The organism is Stenotrophomonas sp. KH_029, from assembly GCF_057839765.1.
In genome coordinates, this window is sequence record NZ_CM174498.1 from 84,455 (window position 1) to 104,567 (window position 20,113).

A 20,113-nucleotide genomic window follows, 5' to 3' on the forward strand; every position below is an offset into this window, starting at 1 on the left:
AGTCCGCCCAACGTCACCGGCAGGGGTGTGCGATGGACGATGGCCCGGATATCACCGTATGGCTGGATTCGGCCCGTGCGGGCGACCGCGCCGCGCTGGACCGGGTGCTGACCCTGCTTTACCAGGAACTGCACAGCATGGCCCGGCGTCAGCTGGCCGGGCAGCAGGGCCGCACCCTGGATGCCACCTCGCTGGTGCACGAGTCCTATCTGAAACTGCTCGGTGCCCGCGGTAGCGCCCGCTTCGAAGACCGCGCCCACTTCTTCGCCTACGCCGCCTCGGCGATGCGCAGCGTGGTGGTGGATTACGCGCGCAACCGGCTGGCGCGCAAGCGCGGCGGTGATCTCAAGCGGGTCGCCGAGATTCCGGAGAACAGCAGCAGCGGGGTACGTCTGGACGAAGACCTGCTGGCGCTGGATACCGCGCTGGCGCGGCTGCAGGCCGTGGACGGGCACCTGGCCAAGGTGGTCGAACTGCGTTATTTCGCCGGGTTGTCCGAGCAGGAAATCGCCGAGTTGTGCCATCGCTCCGAGCGCAGCATCCGCCGCGACTGGCAGAAGGCACGCATGTTCCTGCTGGCGTCGGTGCGCGAGGACTGATCCGGGGGCGGTTCAAGGGCCCTGCGTGGCGGCGTGGGCGGCGGCACATCGTTCGGGGAGCGGGTCGATGGAAGCAGTGCGCTGGCAGCAGTTGTCCCGGCTGCTGGACCAGATGCTGGAACTGCCGGCAGCGCAGCGCGAGCTGCGGTTGGCGCAGCTGCGCGCCGCCGATCCGGACCTGGCCGGGCAGGTGCAGCGGCTGCTCGCGCAGGAGCGCGCCAGCGAGGAGTTCCTCGCCCAACCGCTGTGGACCGCCGCACCGCAGGACAGCCGGGTCGGCAGCGTGGTCGGCCCTTACCGGCTGCTGCGCGCGCTGGGCGAAGGCGGCATGGGCGAGGTCTGGCTGGCCGAACGCGCCGATGGCCTGTACCAGCGCCAGGTCGCGCTGAAGCTGCTGCGCAGCGGCTACGCCGACCCGGGGCTGCGCCAGCGTTTCAGCCGCGAACGCGAGATCCTGGCGCGGCTGGAGCATCCCCACCTGGCCCAGCTGCTGGATGCCGGGGTGGACCAGCAGGGCCAGCCCTACCTGGCCCTGGCCTATGTCGAAGGCGAGCCGATCACCGCCTACTGCCAACGCCTGCAACTGCCGCTGGAGCGGCGCCTGCAGTTGATGCGGCAGGTATGCGCGGTGGTCAGCCACGCCCATGCCAACCTGGTCGTGCACCGTGATCTGAAGCCGTCCAACATCCTGGTCACCGCGCAGGGCGAGGTGAAGCTGCTGGATTTCGGCATCGCCAAGCTGCTCGACGACGACACCGCACAGGGCAGCCCGTTGCATCCGCCGGCGGATGTGCGTGCCTTCACCCTGCACTACGCCGCTCCGGAACAGGTGCGCGGCGAACCGGTCACCACCTTGACCGATGTGTATTCGCTGGGCGTGGTGCTGTTTGAAGTGGTGACCGGCCGCAAGCCGTACCGCCTGCGCCGCGACAGCGATGCCGAATGGGAACGTGCGGTGCAGGAGGCCGAGGTGCCGCGCGCGTCCGCCGCGGTGCTGCGCGCCGACGGCCCGGCGGCGGCACCCGACGCGGCCACCCGGCGGCTGGCGCGACGGCTGCGCGGCGACCTGGACATCGTGCTGCGCAAGGCGCTGGAGAAGCCGCCGGCGCAGCGCTACGCCTCGGTCGAGGCACTGTCCCAGGACCTGCAGCGTTTCCTCGAAGGACGCCCGATCCAGGCCCGGCCGCAGCACAGCCTGTACCGCCTGCGCTGCTACATCGGCCGGCATCGCTGGGGCGTGGCGCTGGGCGCACTGGCGGTACTGGCCCTGGCCGCGCTGGCAGCGGTGGCGCTGTGGCAGATGCAACAGGCGCGGCGCGAGGTCGCGCGCGCGCAGGCCATGCAGGATTTCACCGTGGGGCTGTTCGATCGCGCTGCCGGGGTACGCCATGGCAGCTTCGACATGCGCCAGCTGTTGGCCACCGGTCAGCAGCGTGGCGAAGCCGAACTGGCCGACCAGCCGCTGGCGCTGGCCGAACTGGAAGGCGTGATCGGGCGGCTGCGGATCGGCATGGGCGACTACCAGCTGGCGCTGCAGACCCTGGACCACCAGCGTGCGCTGCTCGAACAGGTGGGCCAGGTGCCGCCCGCGTTGCAGCTGGAGGCGGTCGCCCAGCGCGGCCGCGCGCTGCGCATGCTGGGCCGCTCGCGCGACTGCGTGGCCCACATGGCGCCGATGCAGGCCCTGGCCGGCCGGCAACAGCGGGCCTTGCCCGGCTTGGTGGCCCAATACCAGGCCCAGCTCGGCCGTTGCCAGCAGGCACTGGGCTACCGCAGTGACGCGCGCGCGGCGTTCGCGCTGGCCCTGGCGCTGCGCCGCGACCTCATCCACGACCTGCCCGGCACCGCCGAAAGCCTGGCCGATCTGGCCGCGCTGGACAGCGACGATGGCCGCCCGCAGGCCGCGCTGGCCGCCTACCGGCAGGCCCTGCAGCTGCTGCAGGGCCGCGCCGCCGAGTACCGCCCGCAGCGCATCGCGCTGCACCGCCAGCTGGGCCAGGCCCTGGCCGCGCACGGCGACCTGGTGGGGGCCGGGCAGGCCCTGCACAGCGCCTGGGCCGATGCCGAGCGCCTGTATGGCCCGGACCATCCGGAGACCGTAACGATCCAGCGCCTGCGCGGCGTACTGGCCCTGCAGCGCGGCGAACTGGCCCAGGCCGGGACGATGCTGCACCAGGTCCACCAGCGCACCCGCCAAGCCCTGGGCGAGCAGCACCGCGACACCGGTTCCAGCTGGCATGCGCTGGGCCGGCTGGCGCTGCAGCGTGGCGACAGCCACCAGGCCGTGGCCGACTTCCAGCGCGCCGTGGCGATCTGGCGGCAGCCGGACTGCATCGGCCTGCTGCCGCAGGGCCTGTACGACTACGGCAACGCGCTGGCACAGCAAGGGCGCTGGCAGGAGGCGCTGGCGGCCTTGCACGAAGGGCGCCAGTGGCAGGCCGCGCAGCGCGGCGACCAGGATCCGGCGGTGCAGCAGGCCGACCGCCGGATCGCCGAGGTCGACAGGGCCTACCGCGAGGCGCAGCCGGCGCCTTTCTGAACGACGCGCCGCCGTCACCTCGGCGATTTAACGTTGACCTGCCTATGATGGCCGGCCCTTTCCTGCCACCGCCGCCTGCATGCAACGACGCGACTTCATCCGCACTGCTTCCCTGGCCCTGGCCGCGATCGGCCTGCCGGCCTTGCCGGCCTGTGCCGCACAGGGCACCCAGGTCGGCCTGCGCCGGCTCGGCCAACCGCAGCCGTTCGATTTCGCCACCCTCAAGGGCCAGGCGCGCGCGCTGTCGCAGGCTGCCTACCAGAGCCACAAGCGCACCCTGCCCGGTCCGCTGGAGGCATTGGACTGGGACCAGTACCAATCCATCGGGTACCGCCAGGACCACGCGCTGTGGGCCGACAAGCCCGGCAAGTACCAGGCCAAGTTCTTCCACCTGGGGCTGTACTTCCATTCCCCGGTGCGCATGTACGACGTGGTCGACGGCACCGCGCAGGAACTGGCCTACGACCCGGCCGCCTTCGACTACGGCAAGAGCGGCCTGAAGGGCAGCCACCTGCCGGCCGACCTGGGCTTTGCCGGGTTCCGCCTCAACACCCGCCAGGACACCAACCGCGATTTCGCCGCGTTCCTGGGCGCCAGCTATTTCCGCGCGGTCGGCAAGGAGGGCCAGTACGGCCAGTCCGCGCGCGGCCTGGCGATCGACACCGGGATGGGCCGCCCGGAGGAATTCCCGGACTTCATCGCCTATTACCTGGAACAGCCGGCGGCCGATTCCAACACCCTGGTGGTGTATGCGCTGCTCGACTCGCCCAGCGTGGCCGGCGCCTACCGGTTCGCCATCACCAACGGCGATGTGCTGCTGATGGACATCGACTGCGCGCTTTACCCGCGCAAGGCGATCGAACGGCTGGGCATCGCCCCGTGCACCAGCATGTACCAGGTCGGCGAGAACGACCGCCGCATGGCCTGGGACTGGCGCCCGGAAATCCACGACACCGACGGCCTGTCGATGTGGACCGGCAGCGGCGAATGGATCTGGCGCCCGTTGTGCAACCCGCACAACCTGCGCTTCAACATGTTCGTGGACAACAACCCGCGCGGCTTCGGCCTGCTGCAGCGTGACCGCAACTTCGACCACTACCAGGACGATGGCGTGTTCTACGAGAAGCGCCCGTGCCTGTGGGTGGAACCGAAGGGGCAGTGGGGCAAGGGCTCGGTGCAGCTGGTCGAGATTCCCACTGTGGATGAGACCTTCGACAACATCGTGGCGTTCTGGAACCCCGAGGCCAAGCCGCAACCGGGCCAGGAAGTGCTGCTCGGCTATCGCCTGTACTGGGGCGCGCAGCCCCCGGCGCGCCCGCCGCTGGCGCACTGCGTGGCCAGCCGCACCGGCCTGGGCGGGGTGATCGGCAAGAAGCGCGGGTATTTCTCCTGGCGCTTTGCGGTCGACTTCGAAGGCGGCGAACTGGCCGCGCTGATCGACAAGGGCGAGGTGGAAGCGGTGGTGCAGGCCAGCCGCGGCCGGGTCGAGATCGTCTCGGCGCGCCCGCTGCGCGAGATCAAGGGCTACCGCGCCATGTTCGACCTGGTGCCGCCGGACGATTCCACCGAGCAGATCGACATCCGCCTGTACCTGCGCAGTGGCGGCAAGACCCTTACCGAAACCTGGCTGTACCAGTACAGCCCGCCGCCGAAGGGCGCGCCGGAACGCACGTTGTATTAAGGCGCTGGCAACCGCCGACTCATATTATCCGGGCTGACATCCTCCGGATGGAACAAGCCCCCTTGTTGTTCAAGGGGGCGCGCCGACAGGCGCGGGGATAAGGATGATGGTGAGGCGGGGCCCACGATTTGCAACGCAAATCGTGGGGTGAACACGCGAATGCGGGTTCAAACCGCTTGTGCCGGCTCGATCTTGCCTTCCCCGCGGGTAATCTTCTTGAACTCGGCGCGGCTGACCGACACATAGCGCTCGTTGCCGCCGATCTCCACCTGCGGGCCGTCCTGTACCGCGTGGCCGTGTTCGTCCACGCGCACGGTCATGGTGGCCTTCTTGCCGCTGTGGCAGATGGTCTTGATCTCCTGCATCTCGTCGGCCCAGGCCAGCAGGTACTGGCTGCCTTCGAACAGTTCGCCGCGGAAGTCGGTGCGCAGGCCGTAGCACAGCACCGGGATGCGCAGCTGGTCGACCACCTCGCTGAGCTGCCAGACCTGGCTGCGGCTCAGGAACTGCGCCTCGTCGACCAGCACGCAGCCGAGCTTGCCGTGGGCATCGAGGTCCCCGGCGATCAGCCGCTGCAGGTCGGTATCGCGGTCGAAGGCCACCCCGTCGGCCTTCAGCCCGATCCGCGAGGCAACCACGCCGCGCCCGGCGCGGTCGTCCAGGCGCGGGGTCAGGATGGCCACGCGCATGCCGCGCTCGCGGTAGTTGTGCGCCGACTGCAGCAGGGTGGTGGTCTTGCCGGCGTTCATCGCCGAATAATAGAAATAGAGCTTGGCCATCGGCCAATTCTAGACGCCCGGCCGGCTTCCGTCGCTGGCGGCCGCTCGCGGCGGACAGCGCTGTCCGTCCACGGGCGACCCTGTGGCCCGGCCGGGCGGCCGGCTACAATGCCCCTCCCCCGGAGATGGCATGCACGGTCTCAATCCCCCCCAACACGCGGCAGTGATGCACTGCGAAGGTCCTCTGCTGGTGCTCGCGGGCGCCGGCAGCGGCAAGACGCGCGTGATCGTGGAGAAGATCGGCCAGCTGATCGCCAGCAAGCGCTACCCGGCGCGGCGCATCGCGGCGATCACCTTCACCAACAAGTCGGCCAAGGAAATGCGCGAGCGCGTGGCCAAGCGCCTGCGCGGGGAAGACGCCGACGAGGTGACCATCTGCACCTTCCATGCGCTGGGCCTGAAGTTCCTGCAGATCGAGCACGCGGCCGTGGGGCTCAAGCGCGGTTTCTCGATTTTCGATGCCGACGATTCCACCGCGCAGGTCAAGGACCTGATGTACGGCGCCAAGCCCGATGACATCGAGGACGTGAAGAACCTGATCTCGCGCGCCAAGAACGCCGGCCTTTCGCCGGAGCAGGCGATGGCGGCGGCGCGCAGCAACCGCGAGAAGGAAGCGGCCAGCGTCTACGAGCGCTACCAGCTGCGCCTGACCGCGTTCAACGCGGTCGACTTCGACGATCTGATCCGGCTGCCGGTGCAGGTGCTGGAAGAAAATCCGGAGATCGCCGTGGCCTGGCGCGAGCGCATCGGCTACCTGCTGGTCGACGAATGCCAGGACACCAATGACGCGCAGTACCGCCTGCTCAAGCAGCTGGCCGGCAGCAAGGGCAACTTCACCTGCGTGGGCGACGATGACCAGTCGATCTATGCCTGGCGCGGCGCCAACCCGGAAAACCTGCAGCAGATGGCGCGCGATTACCCGGCGCTGGAGATCATCAAGCTGGAGCAGAACTACCGCTGCTCCAACCGCGTGCTGCGCGCGGCCAACGCGCTGATCGCCAACAACCCGCACGAGCACCTGAAGAAGCTGTGGAGCGACCAGGCCGACGGCGAGCGTATCCGCGTCTGGGAGTGCCGCAACAGCGAGCACGAGGCGGAGAAGGTGGCCGCCGAGATCGCCTACCTGGCCACCTCCAAGCAGATTCCGTGGAGCGATTTCTGCATCCTGTTCCGCGGCAACTTCCAGTCGCGGCCGCTGGAAAAGGCCCTGCAGCTGGTGCGCGTGCCGTACCACATCACCGGCGGCACCGCCTTCCTGGAACGCCAGGAGGTCAAGGACACGCTGTCGTGGCTGCGCCTGCTGGTGAACCCGGACGATGACACCGCGTTCATGCGTGCGGTGCAGTCGCCCAAGCGCGAAGTCGGCGCCGGCACCCTGGCCAAGCTGGCCGAACTGGCGTCGGAAAAAGAGCTGCCGATGGCGCATGCGGCCGAAGCGATCGGCGCGCTGTCGCAGCTGCCGCCGCGTGCGGCCAATGGCCTGAGCCGCTTCACCGACATCCTGCGCGACCTGCGCGCGGAGATGCCCAAACTCAGCTCCGGCGACCTGGTGCGCCGGCTGGTCAAGGATTCCGGGCTGGTCTCGGACCTGCGCGCGTCGTGCAAGGAAGAATCGGTGTACCAGCGCCGGCTGGGCAACCTGGAAGAACTGGCGCAGTGGTTCGAAGGCGGCCCGCGCGGCGCCTCCACCGCCGACCTGGCCGCGCAGCTGGCGTTGTTGTCGCGCAACGACAAGGACGATGGCGGCAACCAGGTGCGGATGATGACCATGCACGCTTCCAAGGGCCTGGAATTCCCCTATGTGTTCATCATCGGCTGCGAGGACGGCGTGCTGCCGCACCAGGTCAGCCTGGACGAGGGCAACCTGCAGGAAGAACGCCGCCTGCTGTACGTGGGCATCACCCGCGCCAAGGTGCAGCTGTGGATGAGCTACAGCAAACTCACCCGCAAGTTCGGCGAGCACGTGCGGCTCAAGCCCAGCCGCTTCTTCGATGAGATCCCGGCCGAGGAAATGCAGCGCGACGGCGCCGACCCGGTCGCCGATGCGGCGCGCAAGAAAGAGCGTGCCAGCGCCGGGCTGGCGGCGATCCAGGCATTGTTCGACTGAGCATCGGTAGATCCGACCCATGGTCGGATGCCCACCGGCAATATCCGACCATGGGTCGGACCTACCCATCGCCGTTGCGGCACAATCGCGGTATCGCCACCCACCGGTACCCGCATGTCCGCCCTGATCCAGACCGACCGCCTGCACCTGCGCCTGATCGACCCCGACCACGATGCGGCCGACATGCTGGCCCTGCTCAACGAGCCGGGCTTCATCCGCAATATCGCCGACCGCGGCGTGCGCACCCTGGCCCAGGCCCGCGACTACACTGCCGAGCGCGTACTGGGCAGTTACACGCTCAACGGCTTTGGCATGTACGCCATCATCCGCCGCGAGGACGGGGCCTGGCTGGGCAATGCCGGGCTGGTGCGCCGCGAGGGCCTGCCCGCGCCGGATATCGGCTATGCGCTGCTGGCGCAGTACGAAGGCAACGGCTACGCGTTCGAAGCCGCGCGCGGGGTGCTGCATTACGCCCGCGATGTGCTGGGCTACACCGACCTGTACGGCATCGTTTCGCCGGACAACCTGCGTTCGGCCGCGCTGCTGCGCAAGCTGGGCATGGAAGACCGCGGCGACCTGCGCCTGCCGCCGCCGCGCGAGGACGTGGTGCTGCTGTTTGCCACGCCGGGCGCGCCGGCGCCCTGAAGGTAGCGCCGAGCCATGCTCGGCTGCTGCTTCACCCGCCCAATTGCGCGCGCAGCTCGGCCAGCTGTTCCTGCAGGTCGGCCACCGTGGCTTCCAACTGCTGCACCCGTGCCTCCAGCGCCGGGTTGCCAGCCCCGCCGCCGCCGGAGGGAGCCGACCGGTACTGCTCGGCCAGGGCCTGCACATCCACCGGGCCGGCCAGCAGGTGCATGTAGCGGTCTTCGCGCTGGCCGCTGGCGCGCGGCAGCTGCACCGCCAGCCCGCGCTGGATCATCCGCTCCAGGTGGTGGCGCAGTTCCTCGGTGTCCTGGAAGCTGACCAGGCGCTCGCTGCGGGTCAGCAGTTCACCCAGGGTCTGCGGGCCGCGCAGCAGCAACAGGCCAAGCAGCGCCAGCTGCTGCCGGGTCAGGTCCAGCGCGGCGCCGGCGCGGTGTTCGTAGCGTTCGGCGCGCGAGGAGAACTGCTGGCGGGCCAGGCCCAGGGTCTCCAGCTGGCGCAGCGCATGGTGCACATCGCCGGTGGACAGCGCCATCACCGGCTCGCGCGCGGTCTTCTGGTTGGCCGCCACCTGGGCGGCGTTGACCGTCAGCGGGTAGGCGTCGGGGGTGGTTGCCTCCTTTTCGATCAGGCAGCCCAACGCGCGGGCCTGGGCCGCGCTGAGCACGGGCAGGGCAGGGGTCTGGGTGTCGTCGGTCATGGGGCGCTCCGGGGTGTTTCAGGGGCGTGCAGCATAGCCGAGCCCCGCCTGCCGCATGAATGCCGCGGGCCAAGCCGGTAAACTGGCGCGAATCTGTTGCCGGTGAATACCATGCGTCGTAGTGCTGTTTCCCTGTCCGTGCTTGCCTGCGCCGTGCTGGCGCTCAGTGCCTGCAAGCGCACCGAAACCCCGGCCGCAGCGGCCCCGCCGGCGGCCGCTGCCGCTGCCAGCGCCCCGGCGGCCACCGGCGACGCCGCCGTAGCGGCCAATGACAACCTCAATGCGGTGCTGTGGGTGCAGCGCTCGCAGGAATACAGGGCGATCACCGAGCAGACCTACCGCGCGGCCGCCGATCACCTGGACAAGGCGCTGAAGGAAGCCAACTGGGATGCGCTGGTGCCCGAAGAGCGCGGCAACGCCGCCAAGGGCCTGAAGCCGGCGGTGGTGCTGGACGTGGATGAGACGGTGCTGGACAACTCGCCCTACCAGGCGCGCCTGGTGCGCGACGGCAAGGAATACGACGAGATGACCTGGGACCAGTGGGTGGCCGAAAAGAAGGCCAGGGCGATCCCCGGCGTGGTCGACTTCGCCAAGGCCGCCAACGCCCGTGGCGTGACCCTGCTGTACATCTCCAACCGCGCCGTGCACCTGAAGGAGGCCACCCTGGCCAACCTGCGCGCCGAAGGCCTGCCGGTGGCCGATGACAGCGTGTTCCTGGGCCTGGGCACGGTAGTGGAAGGCTGCGAGCAGGCCGGCAGCGAGAAGAACTGCCGCCGTCGCCTGGCCGGGCAGAAGTACCGCGTACTGATGCAGTTCGGCGACCAGCTGGGCGACTTCGTGGAAGTCACCGCCAACACCAACGATGGCCGTGACGCGCTGCTGCAGCAGTATCACGACTGGTTCGGCGAACGCTGGTGGATGCTGCCCAACCCGACCTACGGCGGCTTCGAGCCGGCCCAGTTCAACAACGACTACAGCCAGTCGCGCCAGGCCCGCCACGATGCCAAGCGTGCCGCGCTGGACTACGCACCGTGAGCCGCGCGCCGCTGCCGCTGCCGCTGCGCGATGACGAGCGGCTGATCTTCGCGCTCGACGTACCCGCGCGCGAAGACGCCCTGGCCTGGGTGGACCGGCTCGGCGATGCGGTGTCGTTCTACAAGATCGGCATGGAGCTGCTGGCGTCGGGCGATTACTTCCACGTGCTCGATGCCCTGGCCGCGCGCGACAAGCGCGTGTTTGTCGACCTGAAGTTCTTCGACATCCCGGCCACCGCCGCGGCGGTGATCAGGCGCCTGTCGCAGTGGCCGGTCAGCTACGCCACCATCCATGGCTGGCACCCGGCGATGATGGAGGCCTGCGCGGCTGCCAACGGCAGCGACATGCGCCTGCTGGCGGTGACCGTGCTGACCTCGATGGGCCAGGACGACCTGCGTGGCATGGGCATCGACCGCGCACCGGTGGAGGTGGTGGTCGAGCGCGCGCTGGCCGCCCAGGCCGCCGGCATCGACGGGGTGATCGCCTCCGGCCAGGAGGCGGCGCCGATCCGCGCCGCCACCGGCGCCGGCTTCTCGATCGTGTGCCCGGGGATTCGCCCGGGCGGCCCGGTTGGCGATGACCAGAAGCGCACCGTCGGGGTGGCGCAGGCCTTTGCCGATGGCGCCGACGCCATCGTGGTCGGCCGCCCGATCCGCCTGGCCGCCGACCCACGCGCCGCCGCCCAGGCGATCCAGCAGGAAATCGCCGCGGCGCTGCACGCGCGCTGAGCATTGGCCCCGCCCCGGCGGGGCGATGGCAGGAAGCGGCGTCTACGCCGCGTCTGCGTATCGGGAAACTCCCAATTGCACTGGAAGTGTGCGTTGGCAAGCAGTACCTGTTGCCCCGTCGCGATGGAATTGGCGGGCCGAGCATCCGACCTGGAAGGTCATGACGCCGGCCCGACTCCCATCACGCCAAGCGAGGTGCAACATGTCTGTCATCTGGAAAACCCTGGCCGCCGTCCTGGTGGCGCTGACACTGTCCGCGCGGACCGACGCTGCGCCAATACCGCCCCCATTGGATGGGCAAACCCCCCGCATCATCGGCGGCATCAATGCCATGCCGGGGCAATATCCATTCATCATCAGCCTGCAGCGATTGAACCTGGGTGATTCCGACCACGGCCGCCACTGGTGCGGCGGCAGCCTGCTGTCGGCGTCCTGGGTGCTGACGGCGGCGCATTGCGTGGACGGTGCCCGCCCGGAGGGCTATGCCGTGCTCAGCGGGGTGACCACGCTGAGCACCACGGCTGGCCCGCGCGCGTCCAACATAAAGGCGATCCACGTGCACCCGGCCTATACCTCCATCGGGTACGGCTATGACGTGGCGCTGATCCAGTTGGCTGAGCCGATTGCCGATGTGGCCACGATCGCGTTGCTCGAGGGTGGGGATGGGGCGTGGCTGCGCCCCGGGCGCCGCTTCACGGTGGCCGGTTGGGGCAATACCAGCGCGGTGGGCGACCCCACCTACCCGACCCGGCTGCAGACCGTGCAGACCCCGTTCGTCGCGTTCCGGGCGTGCCGACAGGCCTACCCCGACCTGCAACAGGGCAACATGTTCTGCGCCGGCGAGGAGGGCATCGACAGCTGCCAGGGCGATTCGGGCGGCCCGTTGATGGTGCAGCGGCGTGGCCAGTGGATCGTGCTGGGGGTGGTCAGCTGGGGGATCGGATGCGCGCAGGCCGGCTACCCGGGCGTGTATGCGCGGCTGTCCGATGGCTATATCCGCGATTTCATCGGCACGACCTGGACGCGCGACTGACCCGGCCTGGCCGGCCAGGCGGGCCCGCGCTGCCGGCGGCGTGCCGTTCCCCGCCGGTGGCGCAGGCGCACCGCCGGCCGTGTCTGGCGTGTCCAGGCCGCCCCCACATCCTGACCCCGCTGGCTTTGAGTGGTGGTGGGGGCAGGGCGGTAGCCGAACAGCGCGCGGTGGTCTTGACCCTGGAGGCCATGCGGCCGCTGCACGGCCGCCGTTAGCGGTGTGCCGGGCTGGAGCGTCATCCCGGTGGTGAGGTGATGTTTCCATATATTTCAATGTGTTGAATGGATACGGGGCGTGCGCGGCCGGGGTCCGCTTGCCGCTTCCCGGTGCAGGCCGCAAGATGCGGACCGGCCCGGGGAGTCCGAATTCATGTGCATGCCGTTGATGACAGGGCGTAGCCGCCAGTGGGTGTTGTCGCTGTCGCTGTGTGGCCTGGTGCTGCTGGGCGGCTGCCAGCGCGACCGGATCGATCCGGATGCGCCGGCCCCCGAACCGGTCGCCGCGCTGCGGCAGCTGGCCCGCCATGCGGCCGACAACGACCTGCTCGGTTATGCCCGTGCCTCGGTGCCGCCGGCGCAGTACGAGCGGCTGCAGGTGGCGTGGGCGCAGGGCCACAGCCGCTGGCCGTTGACCGAGCTGCCGCTGCAGGACCAGTGGCTGCCGATGCTGGCCGCGCTGTCGCAGCCGGATGCGCCGCAGCGCCTGCAACGCGCGTTCGATACCCAGCTTGCCGGCCAGGCCAGCGGGATGCGCCAGGCCGCGAACTTCATCGGGGTGTTCGGCGCGCAGTACCTGCGCAACCAGAACGGGTACAGCGACAGCGAGCGTGCCCACTACACCCAGGTGGTCAATGCGCTCAGCCGCTGGGCCGCCGCCGCGCCGCTGACCGACAAACAGCGGGCCAGGACCACCATCACCCTGCTGACCGCCACCGCGCGCACCACCGGGCTGTCCACCGATACCCAGCTGCAGGAGGCCGGCATGGAGGAATCGCTGCGCCGGCTGGGCCCGTTCTTCAAAGCCTTCAAGACCGCGCTGGCCAGCTACGGGCTGTCGGTGGATGCCGCTCTGGCCGACCTGCGCGGCGAAGTGGTGTCCGAGCTGGGCAATGACGCGGTGGTACGGGTGCAGTACCCGCTGGCCGGCGAGCAGATCGAGGCGCAGGTGCGCATGACCCGCCGTGATGGCCGCTGGTATGTGGCCCGCACCCTGGAAGACACCGACGCGCTGCTGCAGGCGGCCGACGCCGCGCAAGCTGAACACGACGCCCGGCAGGCGGCTGAAGCAGAGGCCGCCGTCGAGGTCAAGGACGCTGCTCCTGCACCGGCTAAGCCATAATGAAGCCGATGCCGAACCAGAATCCCCTGCCTTTCCCCGGCGAAGAGCCGCCCAAGACGCCGGACGCACCGTCCGCGTCGCCCAACACTGCGCCTGACACCGCGGCCGTGGCCGGCACCCCGGCCGAGGCGCCGCCGGTGGCCGGCCAGGCCGTCGACAGCGCGCCTGCCAGCCCCGAACCGGCCGCCGCTGCGCCGGCGGCGATCGTGCCGGGCATGCGTGCGCCGGTGGGCCGCCGCCCGTGGTGGGCGCGCCTGCTGGGCCGGCTGGTCGAGCCGTGGCTGTCGCTGAAGATCGAACCCGAACACCCCGGCCAGTACAACGATGGCCGGCCGGTGGTGTACGTGCTGGAAGACTACGGCCTGTCCAATGCGCTGATCCTGGACAAGGCCTGCCGCGAAGCCGGCCTGCCCTCGCCACTGGTGCCGATCGCCGGCGACCCGACCGGACGCCGGCGCGCCTACGTGGCGCTGTCGCGACGGAGCAGCAGCAACTCGCTGATCCCCGAGCAGCGTGGGGCCAAGACCCACTCCGATTCGCTGGCCAAGGTGCTGCAGGCCCATCGCGCCCGCGATGAGCTGGACGTGCACCTGGTGCCGGTGTCGATCTTCGTCGGCCGGGCGCCGGACAAGCAGAGCGGCTGGTTCGCGGTGCTGTTCTCGGAAAACTGGGCGCTGGTCGGCCGTTTCCGCCGCCTGCTGGCGGTGCTGCTCAACGGCCGCAGCACCATCGTGCGGTTCGCCCCGCCGATCTCGCTGCGCAGCACGATCGACGAGGGGCTGGACCCCGAGCGCACCGTGCGCAAGCTGCAGCGCGTCCTGCGCACCCATTTCCGCCGCATCCGCGAATCGGTGATCGGCCCGGACCTGTCCACCCGCCGCCTGCTGGTGGACAAGGTGCTGGACGCGGACACCGTGCGCGAAGCGATCGCCTCGCAGGCCAAGCGCGACAACTCCAAGCCGGCCGATGCCTGGAAGAAGGCGCATGCCTACGCCTGGGAGATCGCCGCGGACTATTCCAGCCCGACGGTGCGTTCGGCCAGCTTCATGCTCAGCCATGTCTGGAACCGGATCTACGCCGGCGTGCTGGTGCACCACCTGGACAAGTTCAAGGCCGCCGCGCCCGGGCACGAAGTGGTCTACGTGCCCAGCCACCGCAGCCACATGGATTACCTGCTGCTGTCCTACCTGCTGTACGACCGCGGCATCGTGCCGCCGCACATCGTGGCTGGCATCAACCTCAACCTGCCGGTGGTGGGCACCTTGCTGCGCAAGGGCGGGGCGTTCTTCATCCGCCGCTCGATCCGCGGCAACGCGCTGTATTCGGCGGTGCTCAGCGAGTACGTGGCGCAGCTGGTGGCCGGCGGTTATTCGATCGAGTACTTCGTCGAAGGCGGCCGCTCGCGCACCGGGCGCCTGCTGCAACCCAAGGGCGGCATGATCTCGATGACGCTGCGCGCGTTCCTGCGCCAGCCGCGCAAGCCGGTGCTGTTCCAGCCGGTCTACATCGGCTATGAAAAGCTGATGGAAGGCGGCAGCTACCTGGACGAACTGTCCGGCCGGCCCAAGGAAAAGGAATCGATCTGGTCGCTGCTGTGGTCCATCCCCAAGGTGCTTAAGCAGAACTACGGCCAGGTGGTGGTCAACTTCGGCGAGCCGATCGCGCTCAACGACGTGCTGGCCCGGCAGGCGCCGGAATGGAACGGGCAGCCGGTGGGCGAGGACGAAAAGCCGTCGTGGCTGTCCGGCACGGTCGACCATCTGGCCGAACGCATCCAGGTGCACATCAACGGCGCCGCCGACGTCAACCCGATCAACCTGCTGGCGCTGGCGCTGCTGTCCACGCCCAAGCACGCGATGGGCGAGGCCGACCTGATCGCGCAGATCGAGCTGTGCAAGACCCTGCTGGTGGAAATGCCGTATTCGGACCGGGTCACGGTGACCCCGCACTCGCCGGAGCGGATCATCGCCCACGCCGAGGAAATCAACGTCCTGACCCGCATCAAGCACCCGCTGGGCGATGTGCTCAGCGTCAGCGGCGATACCGCGGTGCTGCTCAGCTACTTCCGCAACAACGTCATCCACCTGTTCACCGCCTCCTCGTGGGTGGCGTGCTGTTTCCAGAACAACCGCCGCATGAGCCGCACCGGGCTGGTTCAGCTGGGCCGCACGGTGTACCCGTTCCTGCAGGCCGAGCTGTTCCTGCCATGGACCGAGGACGAGTTCGCCCAGCGCATCGAGCAGACCATCAACGTGTTCGTGCGCGAAGGGCTGCTGCAGAACGTCAACGACGACGACGGCGGCATCCTGGCGCGCAATACCGGGCAGACCGACGAGGTGTTCCGCCTGCGTGCGATCGGCCATTCGCTGCAGCAGGCGTTCGAGCGGTACTACATCGCCATTTCGGTGCTGGTCAAGAACGGCCCGGGCATCCTGGGTGCGGCCGAGCTGGAAAGCCTGTGCCAGCAGGCCGCCCAGCGCCTGAGCCTGCTCTATGCGCCGGCCGCGCCGGAATTCTTCGACCGCACCCTGTTCCGTGGCTTCATCCAGAAGCTGCGCGAGCTGCGCCTGGTATGGCCGGACGAAAACAGCAAGCTGTTGTTCGACGACCGCCTCGATGCCTGGGCCAAGGACGCCAAGTTCATTCTCGGCCGCGAACTGCGCCACACCATCGAACGGGTCAGCCCGGAAGCGGCCAAGCCCGAGGAACCGGTTGCCCAGGATTGACGACCACGGTCGGTAGGTACCGACCGTTGGTCGGTACACCGGCTAAGCCGGCTCGTCGGGAATCAGCATGTCCGCAAGCTTGGCGATGCAGTCCTTCAACTGCAGCTTGCGCCGTTTCAGGCGCTTGGCTTCCAGCTCGTCCTCGCCATTGGCAGCCATGCGCTGGATCTGTTCGTCCAGGGCGCGGTGTTCCTGCCGGAACTCGGCAAGGCGGGCACTGATCTGTTCGGGCGTAAGGGTATCCACAGCCTGTGAGCATACACATCCGCACCGGCCCCCGGGAGTGAACGCAGTCACTACTTCGGCCCTGTGAGGGGGCGTGGCAGCCGGTAGAATGCGTGGATGAGCGCCGCCGTCATCCACCTGCCCGATCCCGTCCCGCGTGCCTGCGCCGCGCGCGCGGCCGACGCTGGGCAGGACAGGCTGGCGCGGCGCCTGCGCCGGCAGGTTGGCCAGGCCATTGCCGACTTCGGCATGATCGAGGACGGCGACCGGGTGATGGTCTGCCTGTCCGGTGGCAAGGACAGCTACACCCTGCTGGACCTGCTGCTGCAGCTGCAGAAAAAGGCCCCGGTGCGGTTCGAGCTGGTCGCGGTCAACCTGGACCAGAAGCAGCCGGGTTTTCCCGCACACGTGCTGCCGCAGTACCTGGCATCGATTGGCGTGGCCTACCAGATCATCGAGCAGGACACCTATTCGGTGGTCAGCCGGGTGATCCCCGAAGGCCGCACGATGTGTTCGCTGTGCTCGCGGCTGCGCCGTGGCGCGCTGTACCGCCATGCCGCCGAACACGGCTTCAGCAAGATCGCGCTGGGCCACCACCGCGACGACAGCGTGGCCACTTTCTTCCTCAACCTGTTCCACCACGCCAAGCTGTCGGCGATGCCGCCCAAGCTGCGCAGCGACGACGGCCGCCACGTGGTGATCCGCCCGCTGGCCTACGCGGCCGAGGCCGACATCGCCGCCTATGCGCAGGCACGCGCGTTCCCGATCATTCCGTGCAATCTGTGTGGCAGCCAGGACAACCTGCAGCGGCGCCAGATCGAACAGATGCTGCAGCAGTGGGAACAGCAGCATCCGGGCCGGATCGACCAGATCGCGCGCGCGCTGGGCAACATCCACCCCTCGCAGCTGGCCGACCCGGCCCTGTTCGATTTCATGGCGCTGGGCCGCGCCGACGCCAGCGCGGCGCCGCCCACGCCCTCGGCCTGGACCGAGGTCACCCCCGACAGCGGCGGCGCGTCCGCGCCGGCCTGAGCCGGCCAACGCCCCGCCTTCCCTTCACGACCTACTTCGGACTTCCATGTTCTTTCGCAACCTGACCCTGTTCCGTTTCCCGACCGCCACCGATTTCTCCGAGGTGGATACCCTGCTGCCGCAGGTGCTGCTCAAGCCGGTCGGCCCGCTCGAAATGAATTCGCGAGGCTTCATCTCCCCGTTCGGCCGCGAGGAAAAGGCCGTGTTCTCGCACCGCGTCGGCGATGCGCTGTGGCTGACCGTGGGCGGTGAGGACAAGATCCTGCCGGGCGCGGTGGTCAACGACCTGCTGGCGCGCAAGCTGGAGGAAATCGAGGAGAAGGAAGGGCGCAAGCCCGGCGGCCGCGAGCGCAAGCGGATGAAGGACGACCTGCTGCACGAACTGATGCCGCGCGCCTTCGTGAAGAGCTCGCGTACCGACGCGCTGATCGACCTGACCCACGGCTACGTCGCGGTGGACTGCTCGAGCAGCAAGAAGGGCGAGAACATGATGTCCGACATCCGCGGCCTGCTCGGCAGCTTCCCGGCGATGCCGCTCAACGCCGAAGTGGCGCCGCGCTCGATCCTGACCGGCTGGATCGCCGGCGAAACGCTGCCGACCGGGCTGAGCCTGGGCGAAGAGTGCGAGATGAAGGACCCGGCCGAGGGCGGCGCGGTGGTCAAGTGCCAGCACCAGGAACTGCGCTGCGACGAGATCGACAAGCACCTGGATGCCGGCAAGCAGGTCACCAAGCTGGCCCTGGTGTTCGAGGACAACCTGTCCTTCGTGCTTGGCGATGACCTGATCGTGCGCAAGCTGAAGTTCCTGGACGGAGCGCTGGACCAGCTCGAACACGCCGACGACGATGGCCGCCGCGCCGAGCTGGACGCCCGCTTCGCGCTGCAGAGCGGCGAAGTGCGGCGCCTGTTCCTGCTGCTGGAAGAGGCCTTCAAGCTCAGCAAGGCGGACTGATCGGGTCCGATTGGTCCCCAGTCATGCGCCGGTCACGGCCGGCGCTATGCTGTACCCATGTCCGGATTCCTCCGCCGCCTGATTTCGCCGGCTGCCCCCACCCTGCAGCGCGACACGGTACGACTGCGCCTGGACGACACCGAGATCGACGTCCTGCGCGTGCGCGATCCGCGTGCGCGCCGGATCAAGCTCAGCGTCGACGAGCGCGGCGTGCGCCTGACCCTGCCGCCGCGGGCCAGCCTGGTGATGGGCGAACGTTTCCTGCAGCTGCACCGCGACTGGCTGTCGCTGCAGCTGCGCAGCTACCAGGCGCAGAACCTGCCGCCGCCGCTGGTGATCGGTGCACCCGGGCTGTTGCCGCTGCGCGGTGAACTGCTGCCGCTGCGCTGGGAAACCGGGCGCTATGCGCACATGGAGATCGATGCCGACGGCGCCTGCCTGCACTGGCCGGCGCGCGGCACCGAGGCCACCTTGCGGCGCACCCTGCGCGAGTTCTACGAAGCGCAGACCCGCGCCGACGTGGGCCGCTGGCTGCCGCGCTACCTGCCGGGCCTGCCGCGCGCACCGGCGCGGCTGCGGCTGAAGGTGATGTCCTCGCAATGGGGCTCGCTGGCCCCTGACGGCAGCATGGCGCTGGACCTGGCGTTGGTGCTGGGGCGACCGTCGGCGTTCGAGTACGTGCTGGTGCATGAGCTCTGCCACCTGATCCAGGCCAACCACTCGCCGGCGTTCTGGGCCGAGGTGGAGCAGCGCTTCCCGGCATGGCGCGCCGAGCGCGATTACTTCCAGCTCGAAGGGCGGCGCCTCAAGGCAATGCTGCGGCAGATGCTGACCCCGGCGGGGTAACGCCACGCTATGCGTGGCTGGGTTCCGCCCGGGCGCCATGGACGCTGGATGCAGGTCTTCGGTCGGGTTTCAACGTCGGTCGCTCGGCCAACGGGTCGATGATCCGGTTCCGGAGAGATGTGCCGCGCTGGCGCGCGGTATCCACGCATGGTGTGGATCTACGCGACGTGCGACGTGCTCCGGCGATGTTTCCGTCAGTTCCCCATCCGCAACGCCGCCGCCTGCGCCCAGCGCTCGGCCACGCGCGGGGCGGTGATGCACACCGCCTGGTCGGTGACGGTGGTGACCGCGCGCTCCAGCAGCTGGATGTCCGCTTCGTGCTGGCGGGCCACATGCGGGTCTTCGAAGAAGATCGCGCGCTGGCAATGGCCTTCCAGCACGCGGTCGGCGATCTGCGCATCGCCGCCCATCGGGCCGCTCTGGTAGCGCGTCACCCATTCCTGGTCCCGTGCCCAGCCACGGCTCCAGGCCAGTTCGTTGAGGCGCTGGCCGGTGGTGCCGGTGCCGACCCGGTGGCCGAACCGCGACAGCAGGTCGAAGTGTTCATCGGCGAAGGCCAGCATCGCCGGCTTCATCGCATCGTGGGCGATCAGGGCCAGGGTCTGCGCACCGAAGGCATGCAGGTCATCGGCGCCGGGATCGGCGGCCAGGCCGGCGTGCACCCGTTCCACCTCGATCCAGTCGCGCGCGGTGGCCACGGTGGAAATGAACGGCTTGCCGTGGATCACGCACTGGCGCTTGAGCGCGGTGGCCTCGGGGAAGATCGAGGAAGGGTCGACCGGATCCATCAGGTAGATCGCCCCGTCCAGGGTACGCTCGGGCGTGCCCATCCCGACCACTTCGGCGACCAGCTTCATCAGCCCGCCCTGGCGCCCGTTGGGATAGCGTTGCAACGGCGCGAAGTCCGGCAGGAAACCGAGCCGCTGGATCGCATCGAAGGTACGGCCCACCGCATGCAGTTCCACCCCCAGCTCGCGCAGCCCGGCATCGCAGGCGCGCAGCCAGCGGAACAGCGCGGCGTGCTTGTCGTGGTGGTGCAGGCGGTTGGCGGCCAGGCCGATGCGCATGGGCAGGGTTCCGTAAGGGCGGTAAGGAGGCGGTCCGGCCGCCAGTGTAAGCCGCTCGGGTTGCAGCGCGGCGGCTGGCCCTAC

Annotated in this window: 17 protein-coding genes; 13 read left to right on the top strand and 4 right to left on the bottom strand. The window is 69.2% G+C overall.

Annotated features, from left to right (window positions below):
* Positions 1 to 32 precede the first annotated feature (32 nt).
* The 3 genes from AC3ITM_RS00390 (at position 33) to AC3ITM_RS00400 (ending at position 4,819) form a co-directional block, all read left to right on the top strand.
* Entirely contained in the window at positions 33 to 599 is a 567-nt protein-coding gene (locus tag AC3ITM_RS00390; RefSeq protein ID WP_489267512.1) for an ECF-type sigma factor, read from the top strand.
* Positions 600 to 666: 67 nt separating this feature from the next.
* A complete protein-coding gene (locus AC3ITM_RS00395; RefSeq protein ID WP_489267514.1) occupies positions 667 to 3,138 on the top strand; it encodes a protein kinase domain-containing protein in 2,472 nt (823 codons plus the stop codon).
* A 79-nt stretch (positions 3,139 to 3,217) separates the two neighbouring features.
* Positions 3,218 to 4,819 (top strand): OpgD/OpgG family glucan biosynthesis protein, encoded by a 1,602-nt coding sequence (locus AC3ITM_RS00400; RefSeq protein ID WP_489267516.1) that lies wholly within the window; start codon positions 3,218 to 3,220, stop codon positions 4,817 to 4,819.
* Positions 4,820 to 4,986: 167 nt separating this feature from the next.
* Here AC3ITM_RS00400 and AC3ITM_RS00405 read toward each other — a convergent pair whose 3' ends face one another.
* Entirely contained in the window at positions 4,987 to 5,598 is a 612-nt protein-coding gene (locus AC3ITM_RS00405) for a thymidine kinase (RefSeq protein WP_489267518.1), read from the bottom strand.
* A 130-nt stretch (positions 5,599 to 5,728) separates the two neighbouring features.
* On the opposite strand from AC3ITM_RS00405, the gene AC3ITM_RS00410 reads away from it, so the two are divergent.
* Positions 5,729 to 7,705: a UvrD-helicase domain-containing protein gene (locus tag AC3ITM_RS00410; RefSeq protein WP_489267520.1), complete on the top strand. Its 1,977-nt coding sequence runs from the start codon at positions 5,729 to 5,731 to the stop codon at positions 7,703 to 7,705.
* A gap of 114 nt (positions 7,706 to 7,819) precedes the next feature.
* Positions 7,820 to 8,350, top strand: coding sequence for a GNAT family N-acetyltransferase (locus AC3ITM_RS00415; RefSeq protein ID WP_489267522.1), 531 nt, complete (start codon positions 7,820 to 7,822; stop codon positions 8,348 to 8,350).
* 31 nt (positions 8,351 to 8,381) lie between these two features.
* Here AC3ITM_RS00415 and AC3ITM_RS00420 read toward each other — a convergent pair whose 3' ends face one another.
* A complete protein-coding gene (locus AC3ITM_RS00420; protein WP_489267524.1) occupies positions 8,382 to 9,047 on the bottom strand; it encodes a YceH family protein in 666 nt (221 codons plus the stop codon).
* Positions 9,048 to 9,158: 111 nt separating this feature from the next.
* On the opposite strand from AC3ITM_RS00420, the gene AC3ITM_RS00425 reads away from it, so the two are divergent.
* From AC3ITM_RS00425 to plsB, 5 genes are all read left to right on the top strand, one after another.
* Positions 9,159 to 10,082, top strand: coding sequence for a 5'-nucleotidase, lipoprotein e(P4) family (locus tag AC3ITM_RS00425; protein ID WP_489267526.1), 924 nt, complete (start codon positions 9,159 to 9,161; stop codon positions 10,080 to 10,082).
* Positions 10,079 to 10,810 (top strand): orotidine-5'-phosphate decarboxylase, encoded by a 732-nt coding sequence (gene pyrF, locus AC3ITM_RS00430; protein WP_489267528.1) that lies wholly within the window; start codon positions 10,079 to 10,081, stop codon positions 10,808 to 10,810. Before AC3ITM_RS00425 ends, pyrF begins: the two co-directional genes overlap by 4 nt.
* A gap of 202 nt (positions 10,811 to 11,012) precedes the next feature.
* Positions 11,013 to 11,843, top strand: coding sequence for a S1 family peptidase (locus AC3ITM_RS00435; protein ID WP_489267530.1), 831 nt, complete (start codon positions 11,013 to 11,015; stop codon positions 11,841 to 11,843).
* Positions 11,844 to 12,218: 375 nt separating this feature from the next.
* The gene (locus AC3ITM_RS00440; protein ID WP_489267532.1) at positions 12,219 to 13,181 is read left to right on the top strand and encodes a hypothetical protein; all 963 of its coding nucleotides are present in this window, start codon (positions 12,219 to 12,221) and stop codon (positions 13,179 to 13,181) included.
* Positions 13,181 to 15,907 carry a glycerol-3-phosphate 1-O-acyltransferase PlsB gene (gene plsB / locus AC3ITM_RS00445; RefSeq protein WP_489267534.1) on the top strand — a complete coding sequence of 909 codons (2,727 nt, stop codon included), beginning with the start codon at positions 13,181 to 13,183 and terminating at the stop codon, positions 15,905 to 15,907. Before AC3ITM_RS00440 ends, plsB begins: the two co-directional genes overlap by 1 nt.
* 42 nt (positions 15,908 to 15,949) lie before the next feature.
* Here the strand turns inward: plsB and AC3ITM_RS00450 are convergent, their stop codons facing one another.
* A complete protein-coding gene (locus AC3ITM_RS00450; RefSeq protein WP_489267536.1) occupies positions 15,950 to 16,153 on the bottom strand; it encodes a YdcH family protein in 204 nt (67 codons plus the stop codon).
* A 96-nt stretch (positions 16,154 to 16,249) separates the two neighbouring features.
* Here AC3ITM_RS00450 and ttcA point away from each other — a divergent pair, with 96 nt between their 5' ends.
* From ttcA to AC3ITM_RS00465, 3 genes are read left to right on the top strand one after another with little or no spacing between them, the layout of a single operon-like run.
* The gene (gene ttcA / locus AC3ITM_RS00455; RefSeq protein ID WP_489267538.1) at positions 16,250 to 17,164 is read left to right on the top strand and encodes a tRNA 2-thiocytidine(32) synthetase TtcA; all 915 of its coding nucleotides are present in this window, start codon (positions 16,250 to 16,252) and stop codon (positions 17,162 to 17,164) included.
* A gap of 46 nt (positions 17,165 to 17,210) precedes the next feature.
* Positions 17,211 to 18,116, top strand: a complete 906-nt coding sequence (locus tag AC3ITM_RS00460; protein ID WP_313211178.1) for a recombination-associated protein RdgC — start codon at positions 17,211 to 17,213, stop codon at positions 18,114 to 18,116.
* Between the two features lie 57 nt (positions 18,117 to 18,173).
* Complete coding sequence (locus AC3ITM_RS00465; protein ID WP_489267540.1) at positions 18,174 to 18,962, top strand: M48 family metallopeptidase; 789 nt, start codon at positions 18,174 to 18,176, stop codon at positions 18,960 to 18,962.
* 194 nt (positions 18,963 to 19,156) lie between these two features.
* On the opposite strand, the gene AC3ITM_RS00470 is transcribed toward AC3ITM_RS00465, so the two are convergent.
* Positions 19,157 to 20,029, bottom strand: a complete 873-nt coding sequence (locus AC3ITM_RS00470) for a methylglyoxal synthase (protein ID WP_489267542.1) — start codon at positions 20,027 to 20,029, stop codon at positions 19,157 to 19,159.
* Positions 20,030 to 20,113: the final 84 nt, after the last annotated feature.